The following is a 17,814-nucleotide window of genomic DNA, read 5'->3' on the forward strand; positions in this document are numbered from 1 at the left end:
TTTTGGAACAAATAAGGGCTTCTGTGTCCGTTAGAAGTTTTCATGATCGAAACCAGCTAAGCACCCTCGGGTTCCCCCATCCCGGGATCCGGGGCGGGGGCAGGCTTATGCTTGAAGATCGGAATGAGAATGACCGCGCCTAGCATCATCACAATGCCGGAGAAAGCATATATTCCGACCAGCGGAAATAGCTTCTTGAGCACGCCCGACAGGGACATCATGATGACCATCATGCCCATGAACATCGGGCTTAACACGCCGTTAACCCGGCCCACGTAGGACTGTTCCGTCGATTGCAAAATCAGGGTGTTGATCCCGATTTGAATGCAAGGGAAGGTGAGGCCGTTTAAGAACTGCAATACCAAGGTTAATGGTATGCTGGTGGATAAGCCCATGCCGACGATACACACGGCGCTTACGGCCATGCCGAACGCCAGCAGGATCTGTGGCGGAATCTTTTTGGATAGCGTCATAATCACGGCGCCGCCGATCAGCATAGCTACGCCGTTCACCATAAGCAGAAACTGGAGGAATTCCTTCGGCTGTCCCAGGCGCTCGGTAACGACGAACAAACCAAGCGTCTGGATGGTTCCGACGGCGAATCCGGCAATGGCGAAGGTTGCGCCAAGCACTCGCAAAATCGGACTGCGCCAGACATAGCGGAATCCGTCGGCCAGTTCCTGACGCAGTTTGCTGGTTCGCTCTGCCTTCGTTTCTAGTTCCTCATCGGCCGGGAGCCGGAACAGAACGAGCGCGGAGAGCAGGAAGGCTACCCCCATCACGCCGATGGAGATATTAATCCCGAACTGGTGATAGGAAAAGATGCCGAGCGTAGGGCCGAGCACCATAAAGATAGCTACCAGGGATTGGAATAAAGCCATGCCCTGTTGAAGCTTTTCCGGATGCACATGCTGTTTGAACAGCTTCATGACGGAAGGCTGCGAGAATTGCGACAAGATCGCCGAGATAAAGGTGGCGAAATAGACGGCTTCCCATGATTCGTACAACAAGGTAATGAGAACGGCAAACACGGACAAGGCGGACAGAAAATCGCACCAGATCATCGTTCGTTTCGGTTTCCAGCGGTCGGCGAAGGCCCCGCCAATGAAGGAAAAGACAAAGATCGGTGCAAATTCGACCACGGAGATGAGCGAAATCGCCAGCGGATCGCTGTTTGTTTTTTCGGTTACGAACATCAAAATCGCAAAGTTGCGGACCCAGATCCCAATTTGCAGGAAGATGTTGGAGATCAGGATCGTCTGGTAAAACCGGTTGCTGAACAGACTGGCTTTACCTGGTGAAGAGTGAGCTTGCATTGACATAAAATACCACCTCAATATGGTTTTCTCTCTAAAAACGGGAATTTCCCATATTAACAATAAAGGATAGGAGCTAGCCAAAAAAGGGAAATGTTAAGTATAATCGTTTCTTCTTTTTTCAGGTTTTAGGGCCAAACCGACCCTTCAATTTAAATTGACTTTTAAATAAATGTTTGATATTTAAAAGGAAAAACATTTTTATGGCAGATTGCAGGTTCCTTCCGAATTTACTTAATTAACTATCATGGGACGGAGGCTTGGTATGAGCAACGGGCACGGGAGGCAGCAGTCTCTTGATGAAGGCGATTTCAATGCACTCTTAACACAGACGGACAGGCAGTCGGAGGATTGGAACTTTTTTATTCTGGATCATATGGATGATTTGATTTATTGCTGCGATTTAGAAGGAACATGTTTATATTGTTCGTCATCCGTTACAAAGTGGCTGGGTTATTCTCCGGAGGAGATCATCGGCAGCAAGTACACGGAGTGGTGTCATCCGGAGGATGTCCATTTTACCGGTGGTAAAGAGCTGTTGCGCAATCAAAAGAGTATTACCGAGCTTAGAGTCAGAACAAGTGAGGGAAATTACCTTTGGTTCGAATTTACCCTTCATTTCGCGAATGAAGGAGAGCAAAGCCCTAGAATTTTGGCTGTCGGCCGGGAGATTAGCCAGCGCAAATATGAAGAAACGGTAGTGGAAGAAACGATGCGAATTGCCCGGATCGGAAGCTGGGAATGGAATGTCGCCGAAGACCGGGTCGCTTTGTTCGACCAGCTCTATCATATATTAGGAATCGAAAAGGTCGATGAACCGATGTCCTCGGCTCAAATTTTGGCGATGGTGCTTCCATCCGAAAGGGAACGGTTGATCGAAACCGTCGGCAATGCGCTGCATATGGGGCATTTCGACTTCGAGTTTCAGCACGAGATGCAGGAGGGAGAGTACCAGTATTTGCATCTTCGCGGGATCGTAACCTATAGCGAGGACGGACAACCCCTCAAAATCAGCGGTACGGTGCAAAATATGACGGACCGGAAGCTGGTGGAGCGAAAACTGCAGGAAACGGTGGAAAGATACAACTCCCTCAAAAAGTACAATCATGACGCCGTATTCTCGCTGGATTTGAACGGTCATATCATCAATACCAACGTGATGGCGGAGAAATTAACGGGTTACAAAATTCCGCAAATGACCGGAAAACGGTTCTCCATGTTCATAGAGGAATGGCAATTGCAAAGCATATTGTCCGAAGCGATCAATGATGCCGATGCCACGATTGAAAAAGGAATCGATAAGATCAAGACGAAGGACGGCCAAGAGGTCGAGGTTTTGACGACCATTGCCCCGATCATCATCAACCAGAAGAACGTGGGCTTTTATATTATCGCAAAAGATATTTCCGAACAGAAAAAGCTGCTTATTGCCAAAGAAACCGCCGAGAGTACCAATAAAGCCAAAAGCGAATTTCTAGCCATGATGAGTCATGAAATCCGTACTCCGATGAACGGCGTAATCGGCATGACGGATCTGATGCTTGAAACGACGGAGGTCACGGATGTTCAGAGAGAATATCTCGAGATCATCCGTAAGAGCGGCGATACGCTGCTTGCGATCATTAACGACATTCTTGATTTTGCCAAAATAGAATCCGGTAAGGCGGAGCTGCATGAGGAATCGATTGATCTGCGGAAGGTGATATCGGAAACCCTGGACATCGTGATGGTGAAGGCCAAAGAGAAAGGACTGGCATTGGACTTTTCCGTAAGTCCGGATATTCCGGACACGCTGCTCGGCGATCCGGAACGTTTGAAGCAGGTGCTGCTCAACCTGATTGGCAACGCCGTGAAATTTACTTATACAGGCGGAGTAAATATCACCGTTAACAGCACGTCCAGGAAAGATCATCATATAGGTTTGCGTTTCGCTGTGAGGGACACCGGCATCGGTATTCCCAAAGAGAAAATTCCGCTGTTGTTCGAACCGTTTTCTCAACTCGATCATTTTATGACCCGTAGCTATGAGGGAACCGGGCTGGGACTTGCCATCACCAAGAAGCTGGTCGGCCTGATGGGCGGAGAGATTTGGGTTGAGTCGCGGGATGGACCGGGGGCGACGTTCATGTTTGACATCTACCTCAAGGAAAAGCGGGACGAGGCCGGAGTTGTGAAGTCTGACGCCCAAGAACAGCCGTTGAGTAAAAAACTGCGCATTCTAATCGCCGAAGATAACGAAATCAACCAAATCGTGCTCCAAAAAATGCTGGAAAGATTGGGCCATTACACTTCGATCGTAAACAATGGACAAGAAGTGATCCAGACTATCGCTTATGAATCGTTCGATATGATTTTTATGGACGTTCATATGCCCGAAATGAACGGTTTGGAGGCGACGCAGATCATAAAGAGAACCGTACCTCGTGAAAAATGCCCGGTCATCGTCGCCGTGACGGCCAACGCACTGAAGGGAGACCGGGAAAACTGTCTGAAGACGGGGATGGACGATTATATCAGCAAACCGATCAAAAGCTCGGTCGTGGCTGAAGTGATCAGAAAATATTTTTAATTTTATTGAATCGGGAAGGATATAGCAGAGAACCTGAGTATTCCCTTGATATAAACGCTTTCATGGGCCGATGACCTTTTTGAGGTTATCCGGCCTTTTTTCATATAATCGAGATCGTGAGCGTTGCACCGGACCTGAAATTTTGGATATCTATCGATTATAAGGGGGATTTCTTCTTTGCTAAAAACTAATATTTCCGCAGGCTGGTTCTCTAATGTGCGAACCGACGTGTTGTCCGGCCTGACGGTTGCGGTTGCCCTGATTCCGGAAGCGATCGCTTTCTCGATCCTGGCTGGCGTAAGTCCGATGGTCGGACTTTATGCTTCATTTTGCATCGCTGTCGTCATTTCGTTTGCCGGAGGGCGGCCGGGGATGATCTCCGCGGCTACGGGGGCTATGGCGTTGCTAATGGGCGGGCTTGTCCGCGATCACGGCATTGAGTATTTGTTCGCGGCCACGATTTTGGCCGGCATTTTGCAGATCGTGATGGGGCGGCTCAGACTCGGAAAATGGATCAGCTTCCTGCCGCAGTCCGTCATGACCGGCTTCGTAAATGCCTTGGCGATCCTGATATTCATGGCACAGCTTACGCATTTTTCTGGCCAGGGCTGGTTGATGTATGGGCTCGTGGCCCTTACGCTTGCCATTATTTATATTGTTCCGCGTTTTACCAAAGCGGTTCCTTCCGCACTAGTGGCGATCATTATCGTCTCGATCCTGAGCATCACACTGAACCTGGATGTAAAGACCGTTGGGGATATGGGCGATATTTCGAGCGCCTTACCGGTGTTTCACTTGCCTGACGTGGCGCTGTCCTGGGACATGCTGAAAACGATTTTCCCGATCTCTTTGTCGCTTGCGGTTGTAGGTCTGTTGGAATCCTTGATGACGGCGACGCTCATCGATGATATTACCAATACGTCCAGCGATAAAAACCGGGAAATGAAAGGACAGGGCTTGGCCAATATCGTCACCGGATTTTTCGGCGGCATGGCAGGCTGCGCGATGATCGGCCAATCGATGGTCAATATCAAATCCGGAGGACGGACGCGGCTGTCGACGTTAGTGTCGGGTGTCGGATTGCTCTTTTTGATCATTGTACTGGGCGGGGTCGTCAAGCAAATTCCGATGGCTGCGCTGGTCGGAGTCATGTTTATGGTCTGCATCGGAACTTTTGAATGGGATTCGCTCCGGAGTCTCCACAAAATTCCGAAGTCCGATGCTTTGGTCATGATCGTAACGGTAGTAACCGTCGTTGCTACGGATAACTTGTCTATCGGAGTAGGGATCGGCGTTCTTTTGAGCGCGTTGGTGTTTGCCTGGAAAATGTCCAGAATCCGTATTTCCCGGACAGAAGTCGATGGAGTGAGAACGTATGGCGTTACCGGACAAATGTTCTTCGGGACAGTGACCCACTTCCTGAACGAATTTGATCCGGAGCAAGATCCGGAGATAATCGTGATCGATTTTTCCAAGTCCCATATATGGGATCATTCCGCGGCAAACGCGATCTCGAAAGTCCTATTCAAATACCGGCAACTGGACAAAGAAGTGTCCATCGTCGGCCTGAACGAAGAAAGCACGCGCCTCGTAGAGCGCCTCGGATTGTCCTGAGTCGGAGAAACAGAAGGTAAATTAAAAAGTAAATTAAAAAGTAAATTAAAACCCTCCTTACTATAAAGTCTGGTGTCAGACTGATTAAGGAGGGTTTTTTTACCGCATCTAGCGCTGGCAAAAAGACAAAATTAACTGTAAAACCTACAGTTAATTTCCCGGCAAACGCTGCAAAGTAACGATTCAGCCTAAATTAGATGGAGTTTTTCCAGCTAATTTAGCAAAATGAAGCTGAGCGGAATAATTAACTGGAGGATCCAGGTTCCAGACCGCGATAATTGATACCTGTCTGTAGTGCAAAAAAAATTAACTGTAAAACCTACAGTTAATTTTGCGATTTTGCCGTAATCGCCGAAAATAACTGTAAAAGCTACAGTTATTTTCCCGACAAACGTTGCAAAGTAACGATTCAGCCCAAATTAGATGGAGTTTTTCCAGCTAATTTAGCAAAATGGAGCTACTCAGGAAAATTAGCTGGAGGAAATCCAGTTAATTATATACAGGTGTTGTGTAATAGATGTTGCGTAATAGGTATTGTAGTGGAAGTATAGGTATTGTAGTGAAAGTAAAGGTATTGTAGTGGAAATATAGGAACCGTGTGGAGTAACGAGTCGCGTGAAAGCAATATGCGATAGTTGTTTCAGGCAGAAGTCCCAAGTCGAAGTCCTATATCCAAGTCAACTCTCGTATCCAACTCTCGTATCCAACTCTCATATCCAAGTCTCGGCAAGAGTACCTAGATCCCGCCAAAGCTACAAACTCAGCAATACACTATAACTTATAGAAAAACTCCATTTGACTACAGGCCATCCCGATACTAAACAATAAGTATGTCGCCAGTGCCGGCAAGACAAATAGATCCTACAACATATGAAACCGTTCCAACTGGTCCCAGAGCTTCTCCTGCTTTAAAACTTCCCGTTGTTTGGGGCCAAGGAGATCAAAATGGGGGAACGGGGGACGGTGATGAATATATTTGGGATTCAACCCGTGTTTTTTGCACCAGGCGTTTAACCGGTCCAGATCGCTACAGCCGACCTTGGTTACGGTCTTCGTCCCCGGAAATCTCGGGTCCAGCCAGTAATGGGTCAAAAAGGCGATTTCGCCCCGGGACACCGCTTCTTTCCATGCGTTCAGTTCATCTCGTTTGATTCCGAAAGCCATGGCGTCTCCTACCTTTCTGTCCAGACAGCAATTTAGATGTGGATGCCTCTCCATAAAAAAGCGACGATAGCCTCGGCGGCTTCCCGTTCGGATGGGAACAGTACTTGAGTATGGTCATATTGCCGTTCACCGACCCGCAGCATCGAAACGTAAATATGTGCGGTCAGCATGGGATCCTCGCAGGCGATTTCCCGGTTCTTTACCGCAGCTTCGAAACCTTCTTTTAGCGTTTCGTACAGTCTGTTCTCATATTGGATCAGCGTCTGCTGCTGTTCATCGGTCAAATGGCGTTTCACTTGCTCGAACATGCCGTTCATGTGGACCTGCGGAACTTTCAGGTAGTTTTCCGTAATGCGGATTAACCGGCTTTGAAACGATCCCGGCTGCTCAATAATCTCTCGGATCCGTTCATTGACCTGGGTTAACGTTTCCACGATCGACGCCACGAACAGCTCCGTTTTGGTGGGAAAATAATAGTAGATCGATGCCTTTGTAATGCCGCAGCGTTCGGCAACCTGATTCATAGATACGGAATCGAAGCCTTTCTCCATGAACAGGCGGGAGGCGGCCAGCAATATTTGCCGCGATGTAGGCAGGCCGTCCTGTTGTTGAACGGGCCGTCCTAAGGGCCGCTTGTAAGGGGGGCTCATTTTATCACCTCAAAACCTTGTTCTGACGAATTATTATACCATAAGGTAATTCAAGGCAACAAAGTTGCGAACTCCCTGATTGATAATTAACCGTCCGGTATATATAATTATCATTATGATGAATATCACTATCATATAATAATTTTAGAGAATGAGGATGGAGGAGAATAAGGGATGCTGAATCAAATAGGCCGCATGGTGGCGGGGAAACGGAGTAAATGGATTACGCTTGCGGCGTGGGCCATCGTCGTCGGGATGCTGAGTGCGATCTGGCCCGGCGTCAATCAAATGGAGAAAAATAATGCCGCCAATCTGGATGCCAGCAAACCTTCGGTAGTCGCTGGCGAGATTGCCGGGACACAGTTTCCCGGTGAGAGCGGGCTTCCCGCGCTAATCGTATGGAATCGGGAAGGCGGACTTACCGAAGAAGATTATAGCGGCATTCAGAAGCTGACCGCTTATTTTACGGAGCATCCGGTGCAGGGCCAGGCTGCGCTCCCGCCGTTCGATAAACTTCCGCTGCCGGTGCTGCAGCAGCAGGCTTCCGAAGACGGTTCAGCGTTTGTGCTTCCGTTTTTGTTCGAGAAAACGTCGGAGTCCGATACGCTGAAGGAGGGGACCGAAGCCATCCGCAAGCAGGCGGAGGCGTTGTTTGGGGCCGATCCTTTCGCGGCGGATCAGAAAGGCGGGGAACTGTCCGCCCGGGTGTCCGGGCCGGCAGGAATATCGGTCGACGCGGTCGGCCTGTTCTCCGACGCCGATGTCTCTTTGATGATTGCAACTGTATTGCTTGTACTGATCCTCTTGCTTTTGATCTACCGTTCGCCGATTTTGGCGATTATCCCCTTGATCGCCGTAGGATTCGCATATGGGGCAGCCAGCCCGATTCTGGGTAAACTGGCGGAGCAGGGCTGGATCACGGTCGATTCGCAGGCGATTTCGATTATGACTGTACTATTGTTTGGGGCGGGGACGGACTACTGCCTGTTCCTGATTTCACGGTTCCGGCAATTGCTTACGCTGGAAAAGGATAAAACCAAAGCGCTGCTTGGAGCGTTTAAAGATTCCTCCGGCGCCATCGCCATGAGCGGATTTACCGTAGTTATCGCGCTGCTCGTGCTGCTGCTGGCCAAATATGGAGCCGTTCACCGTTTTGCGGTTCCGTTCAGCTTGTCGATCCTGATCATGGCGATCGCCAGCCTGACGCTGGTGCCGGCGCTACTTGCGATTTTGGGCCGGACCTCGTTCTTTCCATTCGTTCCCCGGACACCGGAAATGGAAGAACAACGTATCCGGAACAAGGGAAGAAAAGCGGCTGCCAAACCGAAAGCCCGCAACAAGGTCGGTGGCCGGATCGGGGTTATCGTTACGAAGCGCCCTTGGCTTGTCGTTATTGTGACTCTAGTCTTTCTGCTGGGCGCAGCCGCGAACACCTTCAGAATTCAATATACCGTGGACCTGCTTTCCTCTTTCCCTGAGGATTCTCCGTCGCGCGAAGGTTTTACCGTAATCGGCGAAAAGTTTACGCCGGGTGAACTGGCCCCGGTAAAGATCATGGTGGATACCCAGGGACAGGAAGTCCCGCTGAAGGAAACCTTCGCGAATCTTTCCTATCTAGCCAAGGTATCCGATCCGGTGCCGGGTAAGAGCGACCCGAATATATCCGCCGTGGACGTTGAATTCAACATGAACCCTTATTCGATGGAAGCGGTCAATCATATACCCGATCTGCGTAGCGTGGCAGAGAAGGCGCTAGGAGATGCCGGCATCGCTGAGCCGGAAGCAAAAGTCTGGATCAGCGGACAACCCGCAACCCAGTATGATACCGAAATGACAAATCAGCGCGACGAAAAGGTGGTCATTCCGATCGTCATCGGGCTGATTGCTGTCCTGCTGCTCGTATACCTGCGGTCTGTCGTGGCAACGATTTATTTGATCCTGACCGTGGTATTGTCCTATTTTTCCGCGCTTGGACTGGGCTGGGTCGTCGTCCATGATGTGATGGGCAATGCGGCTATTCAAGGGTTGATCCCGCTATACGCCTTTGTATTCCTGGTTGCGTTAGGGGAGGACTACAACATATTCCTTATCTCGAGCATATGGAAAAAGCGGAAAACGATGCCGCTTAAAGACGCGATCCGCGAGGGTGTGACCGAAACCGGCGGCGTCATCACTTCGGCCGGGCTTATTCTCGCCGGAACGTTTGCCGTATTGGCCACGCTGCCGATCCAGGTCCTGGTGCAGTTCGGCATCATTACCGCCATCGGGGTGCTACTGGATACGCTTGTAGTGCGTCCGCTCCTGGTGCCGTCGATTACGATGCTGCTCGGCAAATGGGCGTTTTGGCCGGGGCGCGGTGCGAAGGAGCACGATGAAGACCGTTTGAAAGAACATGCGAATGTATAGAAAAAGTTGACTCATATAAAAAAGAGAGGCAGTCACCGCTTGCAATTATCGGTAGATGCCTCTCTTTTTTCGTTTCATTCCGGCGGCGTTTCGGCAAACGTCACGCGGTTTTTCCCGGCCTGCTTCGACCGGTAGAGGCAGTCGTCTGCCGCTTGGATAATCTGGCTGGGATGGTCACCGTGATCCGGATAAAAGGCGGCGCCAATACTACAGCCGATCGTCACCATCTGCAGTTCGATGACGAAAGGTTGATTCAGCTGGGCAATCAGCTCGTTTGCCAGGCGTTCCGTTTCCTTGCGGGCTTTTTCGATGGATTGGGAAGTCGGCAAGATGAACAGGAATTCGTCGCCGCCCAGACGGACCGCAAGTCCCCCGGGCTTTCGGATGGAATCCAGCCGTTGGGCCACCTTTTGCAACAACAAGTCGCCCGCCTGATGCCCCAGTGAATCATTGACTGCCTTAAATCCGTCCAGATCGATATACATAAAAGCTAGCTTGCCCTTGTCGGGATCGATGCCCGGTAATGTGTCTTCGAGGTATCCTTCAAGGGCGACCCGGTTTGGAAGACCGGTTAGCTGATCGCTGTGCGCAAGAGTTTTCATATTTCCGAGCGCCGACTCGGTCTTGCTTAAGGAATCTACGAGACTGCTCAGTGACGTCGACAGGCTGTAAATATCCTGGAAGGTCCGGTATTCAGGAATATCAACTTCATCTCCCGCCCTCAGTCGGTCCGCAGCCTCTGTAAGTCCCCGGATCGGCCGGGAAATCCGCTCCGCAAGCAAGGAGCCCAGGAAAGCGAAAAAAATAGTAGCTATCGCACCGGCGATTATGAAATAGTTTTTAAGATTCTGAACCGGGGCCAAGGCGACAGCCTCCGGTTGGCGGACAAGAACGGTCCAGCCTAATCCCTTATAATCGAGATAGCCGTCACCGTGAGAGTAGCCCGTTAGATAGCGTCGCCCGTCCGGCCAGGTTACGAGGTCCCAGCCATTGCGTCCTTCTTGGGCTTGTTTCACGCTGTCCAGGGGCAGAGGCCGGCCTATCATTTCATCAGGTCCTAGGAGAACGGTATTGTCGGACTTGCTGACGATGAATAGTTCCAGACCGCGAAAGTGTTTTAACTGGGGGGCCAGAATGGTGCGCTGCACTTCTTTGGACCATTCCCAACTCAAGTGGGCGGCCAATACGCCGATCGGTTGACCGTCTGCTCCTTTTACGGGCATGCTGATATCGACGAACTGAAGCGGCTCGCCGCTGGGATTCGGAAGCAGCTTGGCGAGCAAGACCGCCTCGTGGACGTCTCCGATGAACTCTCCTTTAATACCTTCTTTAAAAACCGGACGTTCCGCTATGTTATTTCCTTCCAGAATTTGATCCGTAGAAGCTATAACTGTACCATGGGTATCCAGATAACCGATCCATGAAAAGGAAGGGAAACTTGTTTTCAGTTGTTCAAGCAAATGCCGAATTTCTTCTGGCCGTTCCGTCTGTTTTAATGTCTCCAAGGAGGTTACCAGTTCGATTTCTCCGGCGCGGGCCCACATGAAGTGATCCAGCTTGTCGGACATTTGAAAAGCGATACCGGATAAAGAATGTCCGATTTCGCCTTCGATTTGGCTCGAGGAATGCCGGCCCATAATGGTGCTTAATATTAAGACGAGTAAGATAATGAACGCTGAAAAAGCAAACATAAGAAAAGTCCGCAGTTTAATCATGAGGCCTCCGTATTTCCGCTGTGCAGATAGGTTAGCTTACGCAAGCGGCTATGATGTATATAAACCGTTTATCGGAAGCTGATCGCCCAAGCATTATACCTGACCTAAAGAGTTCTATATTTCCTGCATACTTTCGGCAAGGTTCCAGAATGCTATATAAATGGACTTCATCAGGGGTTGGATGGCAACCGGAAAACAGGAGGGGTACATTTGGACGGAAACGGACAGAAAGAACAAAACAAGGGGAACCTGAAATGGTGGCAGCTTTCGCTGCTTGGGGTCGCGTCTACGATCGGGACGGGGTATTTTTTAGGCTCGGGCCTCGGAATAAGCATGGCCGGTCCTTCGATCCTGATCGCCTTTGCTCTGGCTGCGCTGGGAACGTATACGGTATTTGAAGCCTTGGCCCGCATGACCGCCAAACGTCCGGAGAAAGGATCGTTTCGTTCTTACGCAAAACAGGCATTCGGCAGATGGGCCGGTTTTAGCAGCGGTTGGGTATATTGGTCGTCCGAGTTGCTTATTATGGGCAGCCAGCTCACCGCATTATCTCTCTTTTCGCGGTTTTGGTTTCCCGGTGTACCGATGTGGCTGTTTGCGACGGGATATGCCCTGCTGGGGCTGGGTGTCATTTTGATCGGAAACAAAGGTTTTGATTCGGTGGAGAACGTGCTTTCCGTCATAAAAATTGCGGCGATTTTCCTGTTTCTCGGCATTGCGGGAGCTGCCCTTTTCGGGTGGATTCCCATTGGCGGGAATCCTTCCTTTCCGCGGACGATCAAGCAATTTTTTCCGTCAGGCATCATGGGATTATGGTCCGGTCTGATCTTTGCCTTCTATGCTTTCGGCGGCATCGAGGTGATGGGAATGATGGCATTTCGCCTCAAAGATCCAAAGGAAGCGCCGAAAGCAGGAAAGATTATGCTTTTGCTACTGGCCACGGTTTACGTCTTATCGATTGGTCTGGTGATCACGCTTGTGTCGTGGAAAGCCGTCGTGCCCAAGAAAAGCCCGTTTATCACGGCGCTGGACGGGGTGAATATGCCGTTTATTCCTCATATATTCAACTCGGTGCTGATCATCGCCGGTTTCTCTACGATGGTCGCCTCTCTGTATGCCGTGACAACGATGCTGGTAACGCTGGCCGAGGACCGGGATGCTCCGCCTTTGTTCGCCAAAAAGGCGCTGAAAAAACGTCCGATGTTTGCGATTGGTCTAACCGCTGCCGGCTTAACCGGGTCCATCATTCTGTCGCTCGCGATGCCCGGCCGGATTTACGAATATATTACGACCGCTGCCGGACTTCTATTGCTATATAATTGGCTGTTTATTTTGCTCACTTCAGGCAAATTACTGAAATTGACGGTGTTTGGAAAGGTGAAAAGAATTGCCGGGATGGCGCTGATCCTGCTTGCTGTATCAGGAACGTTGACCCACGCGACAAGCCGTCCCGGCTTTTGGGGCAGCCTCGGGTTTATTGTAGTGATCGGTACGGTTACCTTATTGATGCAGTTCAAAGTATGGAAGAAACGGAAATCGGGAGCAAGACGCCGCAAAGCGGTGCTTGTTCGCCGGCCAAGACTTGACTAGAGCCGTTCCAGAAGCAGGAGGACCGCTTCGTAACCGAAATAAAGCCCGAATCCGATCAGGGAAAGTCCGGATAGAACGGAGATGGCTTTAATCACTTTATCGGTCAATATTTTTCGGAAGATGCTGGCGAATCCCGCCATGGTGACGTCCCAGAGCAGAACTCCGGCAATGATGGCACAGCTGTTTATAATTAGCTCCCGTGTACCGGAGGAGGCAGCGGTCTGCGCCAGAACCGACCCGTATATACCGAGCCAGAACAAAATGGATAGCGGATTGGACAAGGACATCATAAAACCGGAAGCAAACGATTTGAATAGCGGTTCGCGGCTTCGCATTTCGTTCAGGCTGAGGCTGCCCGCTTGTTTCAGACTGTCGATTCCGCTGTAGGTCAGAATAAAAAATCCGAAAAGCCAAAGGAACGATTTCATGAACGGGGTGTTTAAAAAATGAATGACCCCGAAATAAACAAGGAGCATATAGATGATATCGGCGGCGATCGCGCCGAGTCCCACAAGCCAGGCGGCGAGAAAGCCGCTCCGGATTCCCTTGTCCAGTTGGGCCGCGTTCACCGGGCCGATGGGTGCGGATAGAGATAAACCCAAAAACACAAAACCAAGCATACTGTTCAAGCGTCATACCCCCAAAAAAAGATGAAATATGGATTGGAGTCTCCCAACCATTGACTTGTACATCTTATTCGCCGGGGATGACTTGTACGACTAAAAAAAGGGCTTGATAAACTAAAGTCATTAGTTTATATTTTAACTAATACCTTTAGTTTTTAGGAGAAAGGATGATCCGTTCATGCGTATCCTTCGAAAAGATAAACTCATACAAATTACGTTCATGCCCAGGATGTTTCCGGTAAATTGTTACTTAATCGAGGAAGAAGAGGGAGTTACGCTTATAGACGCCGCACTGCCCTATAGCGCGAAGGGAATACTCCGAGCCGTTGCCGATACTACGGGCAAACCGCTGACGCGGATTATTCTCACTCATGGTCATGATGATCATGTGGGAGCACTGGATGCTATAAAAGGGAAGTATCCGAATATTCCGGTGTATATATCGGCGAGAGATGCCCGTTTGCTCGAGGGAGATTTATCGTTGGATAATGATGAGTCCCAGACCCCGATACGCGGCGGGGTTCCGAAGAAGGTAACGACCCGCGCTGATGTTCTCCTGGCGGAGGGAGATCGGGTCGGATCGTTGCAAGTAATTTACTCCCCGGGGCATACGCCAGGCTCGATTTCTCTGCTGGATACACGAAGCGGCGCACTCGTGGTAGGCGATGCCTTCCAAACGCGCGGCGGCATCGCCGTCAGCGGAGTGATGCGCCCGTTGTTTCCTTTTCCGGCAATGGCGACTTGGAATGTTGAAACAGCCCTGCGCAGCGCGCGAAAGCTGGCTGACTTGAAGCCGTCTCTACTAGCGGCGGGCCACGGCAGGATGATATCCAGTCCGGCAGGCGACATGGAGAGGGCGATCGGGCAAGCTGAAATCAAATTGGCGGCTCTAAAAGCCGGGCGGAAGGGGGCATCCCGGCATGTCACCAAGAGCGGGAATTGACAGCGGATCCGTATTGCACGCCGCTATCGATATCGCGGACAAACAGGGAGCGGAAGCCGTTACGATTTCATCCGTAGCTCAGCGTTTAGGCATACGCCCTCCATCGCTATATAATCATGTCAGCGGGTTGGGAGAGTTGCGCAAAATGGTGGCAGTCCATGCGCTTCATCAGCTCCATGACACCATTACGGTTGCGGCCAAAGGCAAGCAGGGGGAAGCGGCCATTACGTCTTTTGCCGATGCTTATATCAGTTTTGCCCATGAACACCCCGGTCTGTATGAAGTAGTTCAACTTGCACCGGACCCGCAGGATCGGGAAATCGCGGACGTCAGCGGCGAGATCGTGAATCTCATCGTGGAACTTCTCGGTGAATACGATCTGACGGAAGAAGAGGCGCTTCATACGGTGAGGGGGCTACGCAGCCTTTTTCACGGCTTCGCTTCCCTGAAAAGGCAAAGCGGGTTCGGTCTGCCGCTTGATGTAAAGGCAAGCCTGGACTTCAACCTGAAGTTGTTTCTTGCCGGTCTGCGCCAGAGAACTGGTTAAAAATTTGCCGATCGGGTAATTGGTAACAAAGAGGAGATTCAAGGCACATCAATAAACCCCGCCGGGAGCCTCCCAGCGGGGTGATTTTGCCCACGACCGGGGTGGGCGACATAGCGTAACGGTCATAATAAAGGAAAAAGGAGCACTAGGCTCCTCTTGGACTCAATAACACGCGGGCACGTGTGAGTTTATCCACGACGGGGTGGATGACGTAGTATTTCTTTATATTTATACTACCCTGTCGCAAAAACATTGTCAACCTTAAATCCCGAAGGACCATTTGAGCCGGTTTTCCAGCCGGCTTACATCCTCTTCATCCAGGTTGCCCAAATGTTCCTTCAGGCGGACTTTGCTGACCGAGGTCGTTTCTTCCGTTTTGGCCGCCGAATCGAAGGCGAGGAAATCATACTTGCTTTTAAAAAGGAAATAATGGCTTTGAAACCGGGGAATCGGTTTGCCGTCTTTGGTCAGGACAGCTTGTCCCGTTTTCGGAATCGTGCGGATTTTTAAATTTTTGGTGAGCGGGACGACCAGAACGTTTCCGGACGTAGAATTCACAGTATTATTCGAAACAATCACTACAGGACGCTCCTCGTTCTGCTCGCAACCGATATTTTCCCCGAAATGGCAAAAATGAACCGCTCCGCGGGTCATATTCCTTTTCATCTGAGTTTTCTCGTGCTCGATCCAATGATGCGCCATTTCGATTTTTAGCGGGAGCCAATTATTGAGCTGCTGCGATTTTTGCTGCTTTACATATTCTATACGACGGTTTGTTGTGCTCTTTACAGGTGCCGTATCTGGTTGGACCGGTTCCGCCTGTTTCTGATTTTTATTCATGCGCTCTCCTCCAAGCTGCAGTAGTAAACATATATACCTTTGAATTACACGTATTTACATAAGGATCAAACAAAATTAACGTATTTTTTATAAAATAGTATCCTTCCCCGAAATTCACCGTTTGCCACGATCTTAAGTTGACAATATTTTTCCCGGTATGATACTTTAGGCATGAAATCGAGGTGAACGAACATGGCAAAAAAGAAAACCAGCAGAACTCCGGCATCGGCGCCGGCCGAAAAGCCCGCTACGCTTAAGGATTTGCTCGGTGAAGCTACCCTTGCCAAGCTCAAAGAGCAGGCCAATGAATTGAAGAAAGAAGAAGAGCAGCGTCGGGAAGAAGCCCGCGTCAAGGCCGAGGAAGCCCGCAAGGCGGAGCAGAAGCGGCTGGATAACGATTTTGAGCATTTGCTGAACAATAGCAAAATGGATTGGCATAAATTCAAATAGAAGATACCGGGAGGGACCGGATCTGATATTCCGGGTCGTCATAGTATAATAGAATATATAGGTAGAAGCCGGCATGCTCAAAATGCCGGCTTATTATTTTCAATTGGAAGTAAAATACATATGTTTTCAAATCTTGTCCTGATTCTGATTATCGTATCGGGCAGTTGGACGCCGGTAACCGCACTTGTCGGTTGTAACCAACTTCGGTGGAACACCTGTTTGTTTGGGTTTGACATTATTTTTAAGGCTATGATACTTTAGGCATGAATGACTAATGTAAGTTGTCGGTAATTGTCGGCGTCTTCTTCAGTTGTGGCATCTATGATCAAATGTCTGTGTAATGAGGTGAAGAATTGGATCATATAGAATTATGGGTTCTGTTTTTTCTGATCATCATTGGGCTGGGCTGGCTAAACCAGAAGCATAGATATTCCGGCAGAGTAAAGACGGCTTACAGGGATCTCAGGGAACTCGCGGATCGGACCCGGCAGGATTTGTCGCACGCCCGGGATCTGGAGATTTGGGAAGCCCGCTTGCGGGAGCTGGAGGAACACCCGAACGAGTTTAACAAGCTGGACCAAGAAATCTCACTGCGCGAGACGTTTGTACTTTATCTGGAAAAGCATTATCCCGGGGACCCGCGACTGAAGCAACTTAAGGATGCCGCCGCTGTCCAGAAGGATACCGTTTGGGGCGTTAAAGTCAGACGCTGATTTTGACAATGTTCCCGCTGCGTGCTACGCTGGGGCTGGTCTAAATTTGGCGAAATTTTGCATGTGAAGGTGGATGAAGGTTCACTCATGAGTAAATTTAAAAGTGATTATATTATTACAATGGATGATATTGTGCGGGAAGGCGACCCGGTCCTGCGGATCGTGACCGAGCCGGTCAGTGTTCCTCCGACAGAGGAGGACCGGGAGGAAATGGCCTCCATGATGCTGTTTTTAAAAAATAGCCAGGACCCGGAAATGTCGAAAAAATATAAACTCCGCGCCGGAGTAGGCTTATCCGCGAACCAGATCGGTTTGAACAAGCGGATGTTTGCCGCTCTTTTGAGCGACGATGAGGGAAATGACCGCGAAGTGGCCCTGTTTAATCCTAAAATCGTCAGCCATTCGGCGGCGATGGTGTATTTGCCGGAAAGCGAGGGCTGTCTATCGGTAGACCGCTTAGTGCAGGGATTTGTTCCCCGTTACGAGAAAGTGCAGATCAAGGCTTACGATGCGGAAGGAAAAGAATTGAAACTGCGCTTCAAAGGTTTTGACGCAATCGTCATGCAGCATGAACTGGATCATTTGGACGGAATCATGTTCTATGACCGGATCAACAAAGAACATCCTTTCAAGTTGCCTGAAGGCGTACAAATTTCCAGTTTGTATTAAAT

15 protein-coding genes are annotated in these 17,814 nt (G+C 49.9%); 9 read left to right on the forward strand and 6 right to left on the reverse strand.

Annotation, left to right across the window (positions count from 1 at the left end):
* Nucleotides 1–56 precede the first annotated feature (56 nt).
* Complete coding sequence (locus tag ACLB09_RS23295) at nucleotides 57–1,322, reverse strand: MFS transporter (protein ID WP_410772222.1); 1,266 nt, start codon at nucleotides 1,320–1,322, stop codon at nucleotides 57–59.
* A gap of 259 nt (nucleotides 1,323–1,581) precedes the next feature.
* Here ACLB09_RS23295 and ACLB09_RS23300 point away from each other — a divergent pair, with 259 nt between their 5' ends.
* Together ACLB09_RS23300 and ACLB09_RS23305 are read left to right on the forward strand one after the other, a co-directional pair.
* Nucleotides 1,582–3,885, forward strand: a complete 2,304-nt coding sequence (locus ACLB09_RS23300) for a PAS domain S-box protein (RefSeq protein ID WP_410772223.1) — start codon at nucleotides 1,582–1,584, stop codon at nucleotides 3,883–3,885.
* A gap of 177 nt (nucleotides 3,886–4,062) precedes the next feature.
* Nucleotides 4,063–5,499, forward strand: coding sequence for a SulP family inorganic anion transporter (locus tag ACLB09_RS23305; RefSeq protein WP_410772224.1), 1,437 nt, complete (start codon nucleotides 4,063–4,065; stop codon nucleotides 5,497–5,499).
* An 861-nt stretch (nucleotides 5,500–6,360) separates the two neighbouring features.
* Here ACLB09_RS23305 and ACLB09_RS23310 read toward each other — a convergent pair.
* Nucleotides 6,361–6,663: a hypothetical protein gene (locus tag ACLB09_RS23310; protein ID WP_410772225.1), complete on the reverse strand. Its 303-nt coding sequence runs from the start codon at nucleotides 6,661–6,663 to the stop codon at nucleotides 6,361–6,363.
* Nucleotides 6,664–6,695: 32 nt separating this feature from the next.
* Entirely contained in the window at nucleotides 6,696–7,313 is a 618-nt protein-coding gene (locus ACLB09_RS23315) for a TetR/AcrR family transcriptional regulator (protein ID WP_410772226.1), read from the reverse strand.
* A gap of 174 nt (nucleotides 7,314–7,487) precedes the next feature.
* On the opposite strand from ACLB09_RS23315, the gene ACLB09_RS23320 reads away from it, so the two are divergent.
* Entirely contained in the window at nucleotides 7,488–9,719 is a 2,232-nt protein-coding gene (locus ACLB09_RS23320; RefSeq protein ID WP_410772227.1) for an MMPL family transporter, read from the forward strand.
* A 74-nt stretch (nucleotides 9,720–9,793) separates the two neighbouring features.
* Here ACLB09_RS23320 and ACLB09_RS23325 read toward each other — a convergent pair whose 3' ends face one another.
* On the reverse strand, nucleotides 9,794–11,434 hold the full coding sequence (locus tag ACLB09_RS23325; RefSeq protein ID WP_410772228.1) for a diguanylate cyclase domain-containing protein: 1,641 nt from the start codon (nucleotides 11,432–11,434) through the stop codon (nucleotides 9,794–9,796).
* A 210-nt stretch (nucleotides 11,435–11,644) separates the two neighbouring features.
* On the opposite strand from ACLB09_RS23325, the gene ACLB09_RS23330 reads away from it, so the two are divergent.
* Complete coding sequence (locus tag ACLB09_RS23330) at nucleotides 11,645–13,024, forward strand: amino acid permease (protein WP_410772229.1); 1,380 nt, start codon at nucleotides 11,645–11,647, stop codon at nucleotides 13,022–13,024.
* On the opposite strand, the gene ACLB09_RS23335 is transcribed toward ACLB09_RS23330, so the two are convergent.
* Nucleotides 13,021–13,653 (reverse strand): LysE family transporter, encoded by a 633-nt coding sequence (locus tag ACLB09_RS23335; protein ID WP_410772230.1) that lies wholly within the window; start codon nucleotides 13,651–13,653, stop codon nucleotides 13,021–13,023. The two genes, ACLB09_RS23330 and ACLB09_RS23335, sit on opposite strands and share 4 nt — an antisense overlap.
* A gap of 175 nt (nucleotides 13,654–13,828) precedes the next feature.
* Here ACLB09_RS23335 and ACLB09_RS23340 point away from each other — a divergent pair, with 175 nt between their 5' ends.
* Both ACLB09_RS23340 and ACLB09_RS23345 read left to right on the forward strand, forming a co-directional pair.
* Entirely contained in the window at nucleotides 13,829–14,593 is a 765-nt protein-coding gene (locus tag ACLB09_RS23340) for an MBL fold metallo-hydrolase (RefSeq protein WP_410772231.1), read from the forward strand.
* On the forward strand, nucleotides 14,571–15,140 hold the full coding sequence (locus ACLB09_RS23345; RefSeq protein ID WP_410772232.1) for a TetR/AcrR family transcriptional regulator: 570 nt from the start codon (nucleotides 14,571–14,573) through the stop codon (nucleotides 15,138–15,140). Before ACLB09_RS23340 ends, ACLB09_RS23345 begins: the two co-directional genes overlap by 23 nt.
* Nucleotides 15,141–15,401: 261 nt before the next feature.
* On the opposite strand, the gene ACLB09_RS23350 is transcribed toward ACLB09_RS23345, so the two are convergent.
* Nucleotides 15,402–15,980 carry a type II toxin-antitoxin system PemK/MazF family toxin gene (locus tag ACLB09_RS23350; RefSeq protein ID WP_410772233.1) on the reverse strand — a complete coding sequence of 193 codons (579 nt, stop codon included), beginning with the start codon at nucleotides 15,978–15,980 and terminating at the stop codon, nucleotides 15,402–15,404.
* Between the two features lie 192 nt (nucleotides 15,981–16,172).
* Here ACLB09_RS23350 and ACLB09_RS23355 point away from each other — a divergent pair, with 192 nt between their 5' ends.
* From ACLB09_RS23355 to def, 3 genes are all read left to right on the forward strand, one after another.
* The gene (locus tag ACLB09_RS23355; protein ID WP_410772234.1) at nucleotides 16,173–16,430 is read left to right on the forward strand and encodes a YqkE family protein; all 258 of its coding nucleotides are present in this window, start codon (nucleotides 16,173–16,175) and stop codon (nucleotides 16,428–16,430) included.
* A 353-nt stretch (nucleotides 16,431–16,783) separates the two neighbouring features.
* On the forward strand, nucleotides 16,784–17,143 hold the full coding sequence (locus ACLB09_RS23360; protein WP_410772235.1) for a hypothetical protein: 360 nt from the start codon (nucleotides 16,784–16,786) through the stop codon (nucleotides 17,141–17,143).
* Nucleotides 17,144–17,230: 87 nt separating this feature from the next.
* Entirely contained in the window at nucleotides 17,231–17,812 is a 582-nt protein-coding gene (gene def, locus ACLB09_RS23365; protein WP_410772236.1) for a peptide deformylase, read from the forward strand.
* The last annotated feature ends 2 nt before the right edge of the window (nucleotides 17,813–17,814 follow it).

This window comes from Fontibacillus forbon, assembly GCF_046559655.1.
Taxonomy (GTDB): domain Bacteria; phylum Bacillota; class Bacilli; order Paenibacillales; family Paenibacillaceae; genus Fontibacillus.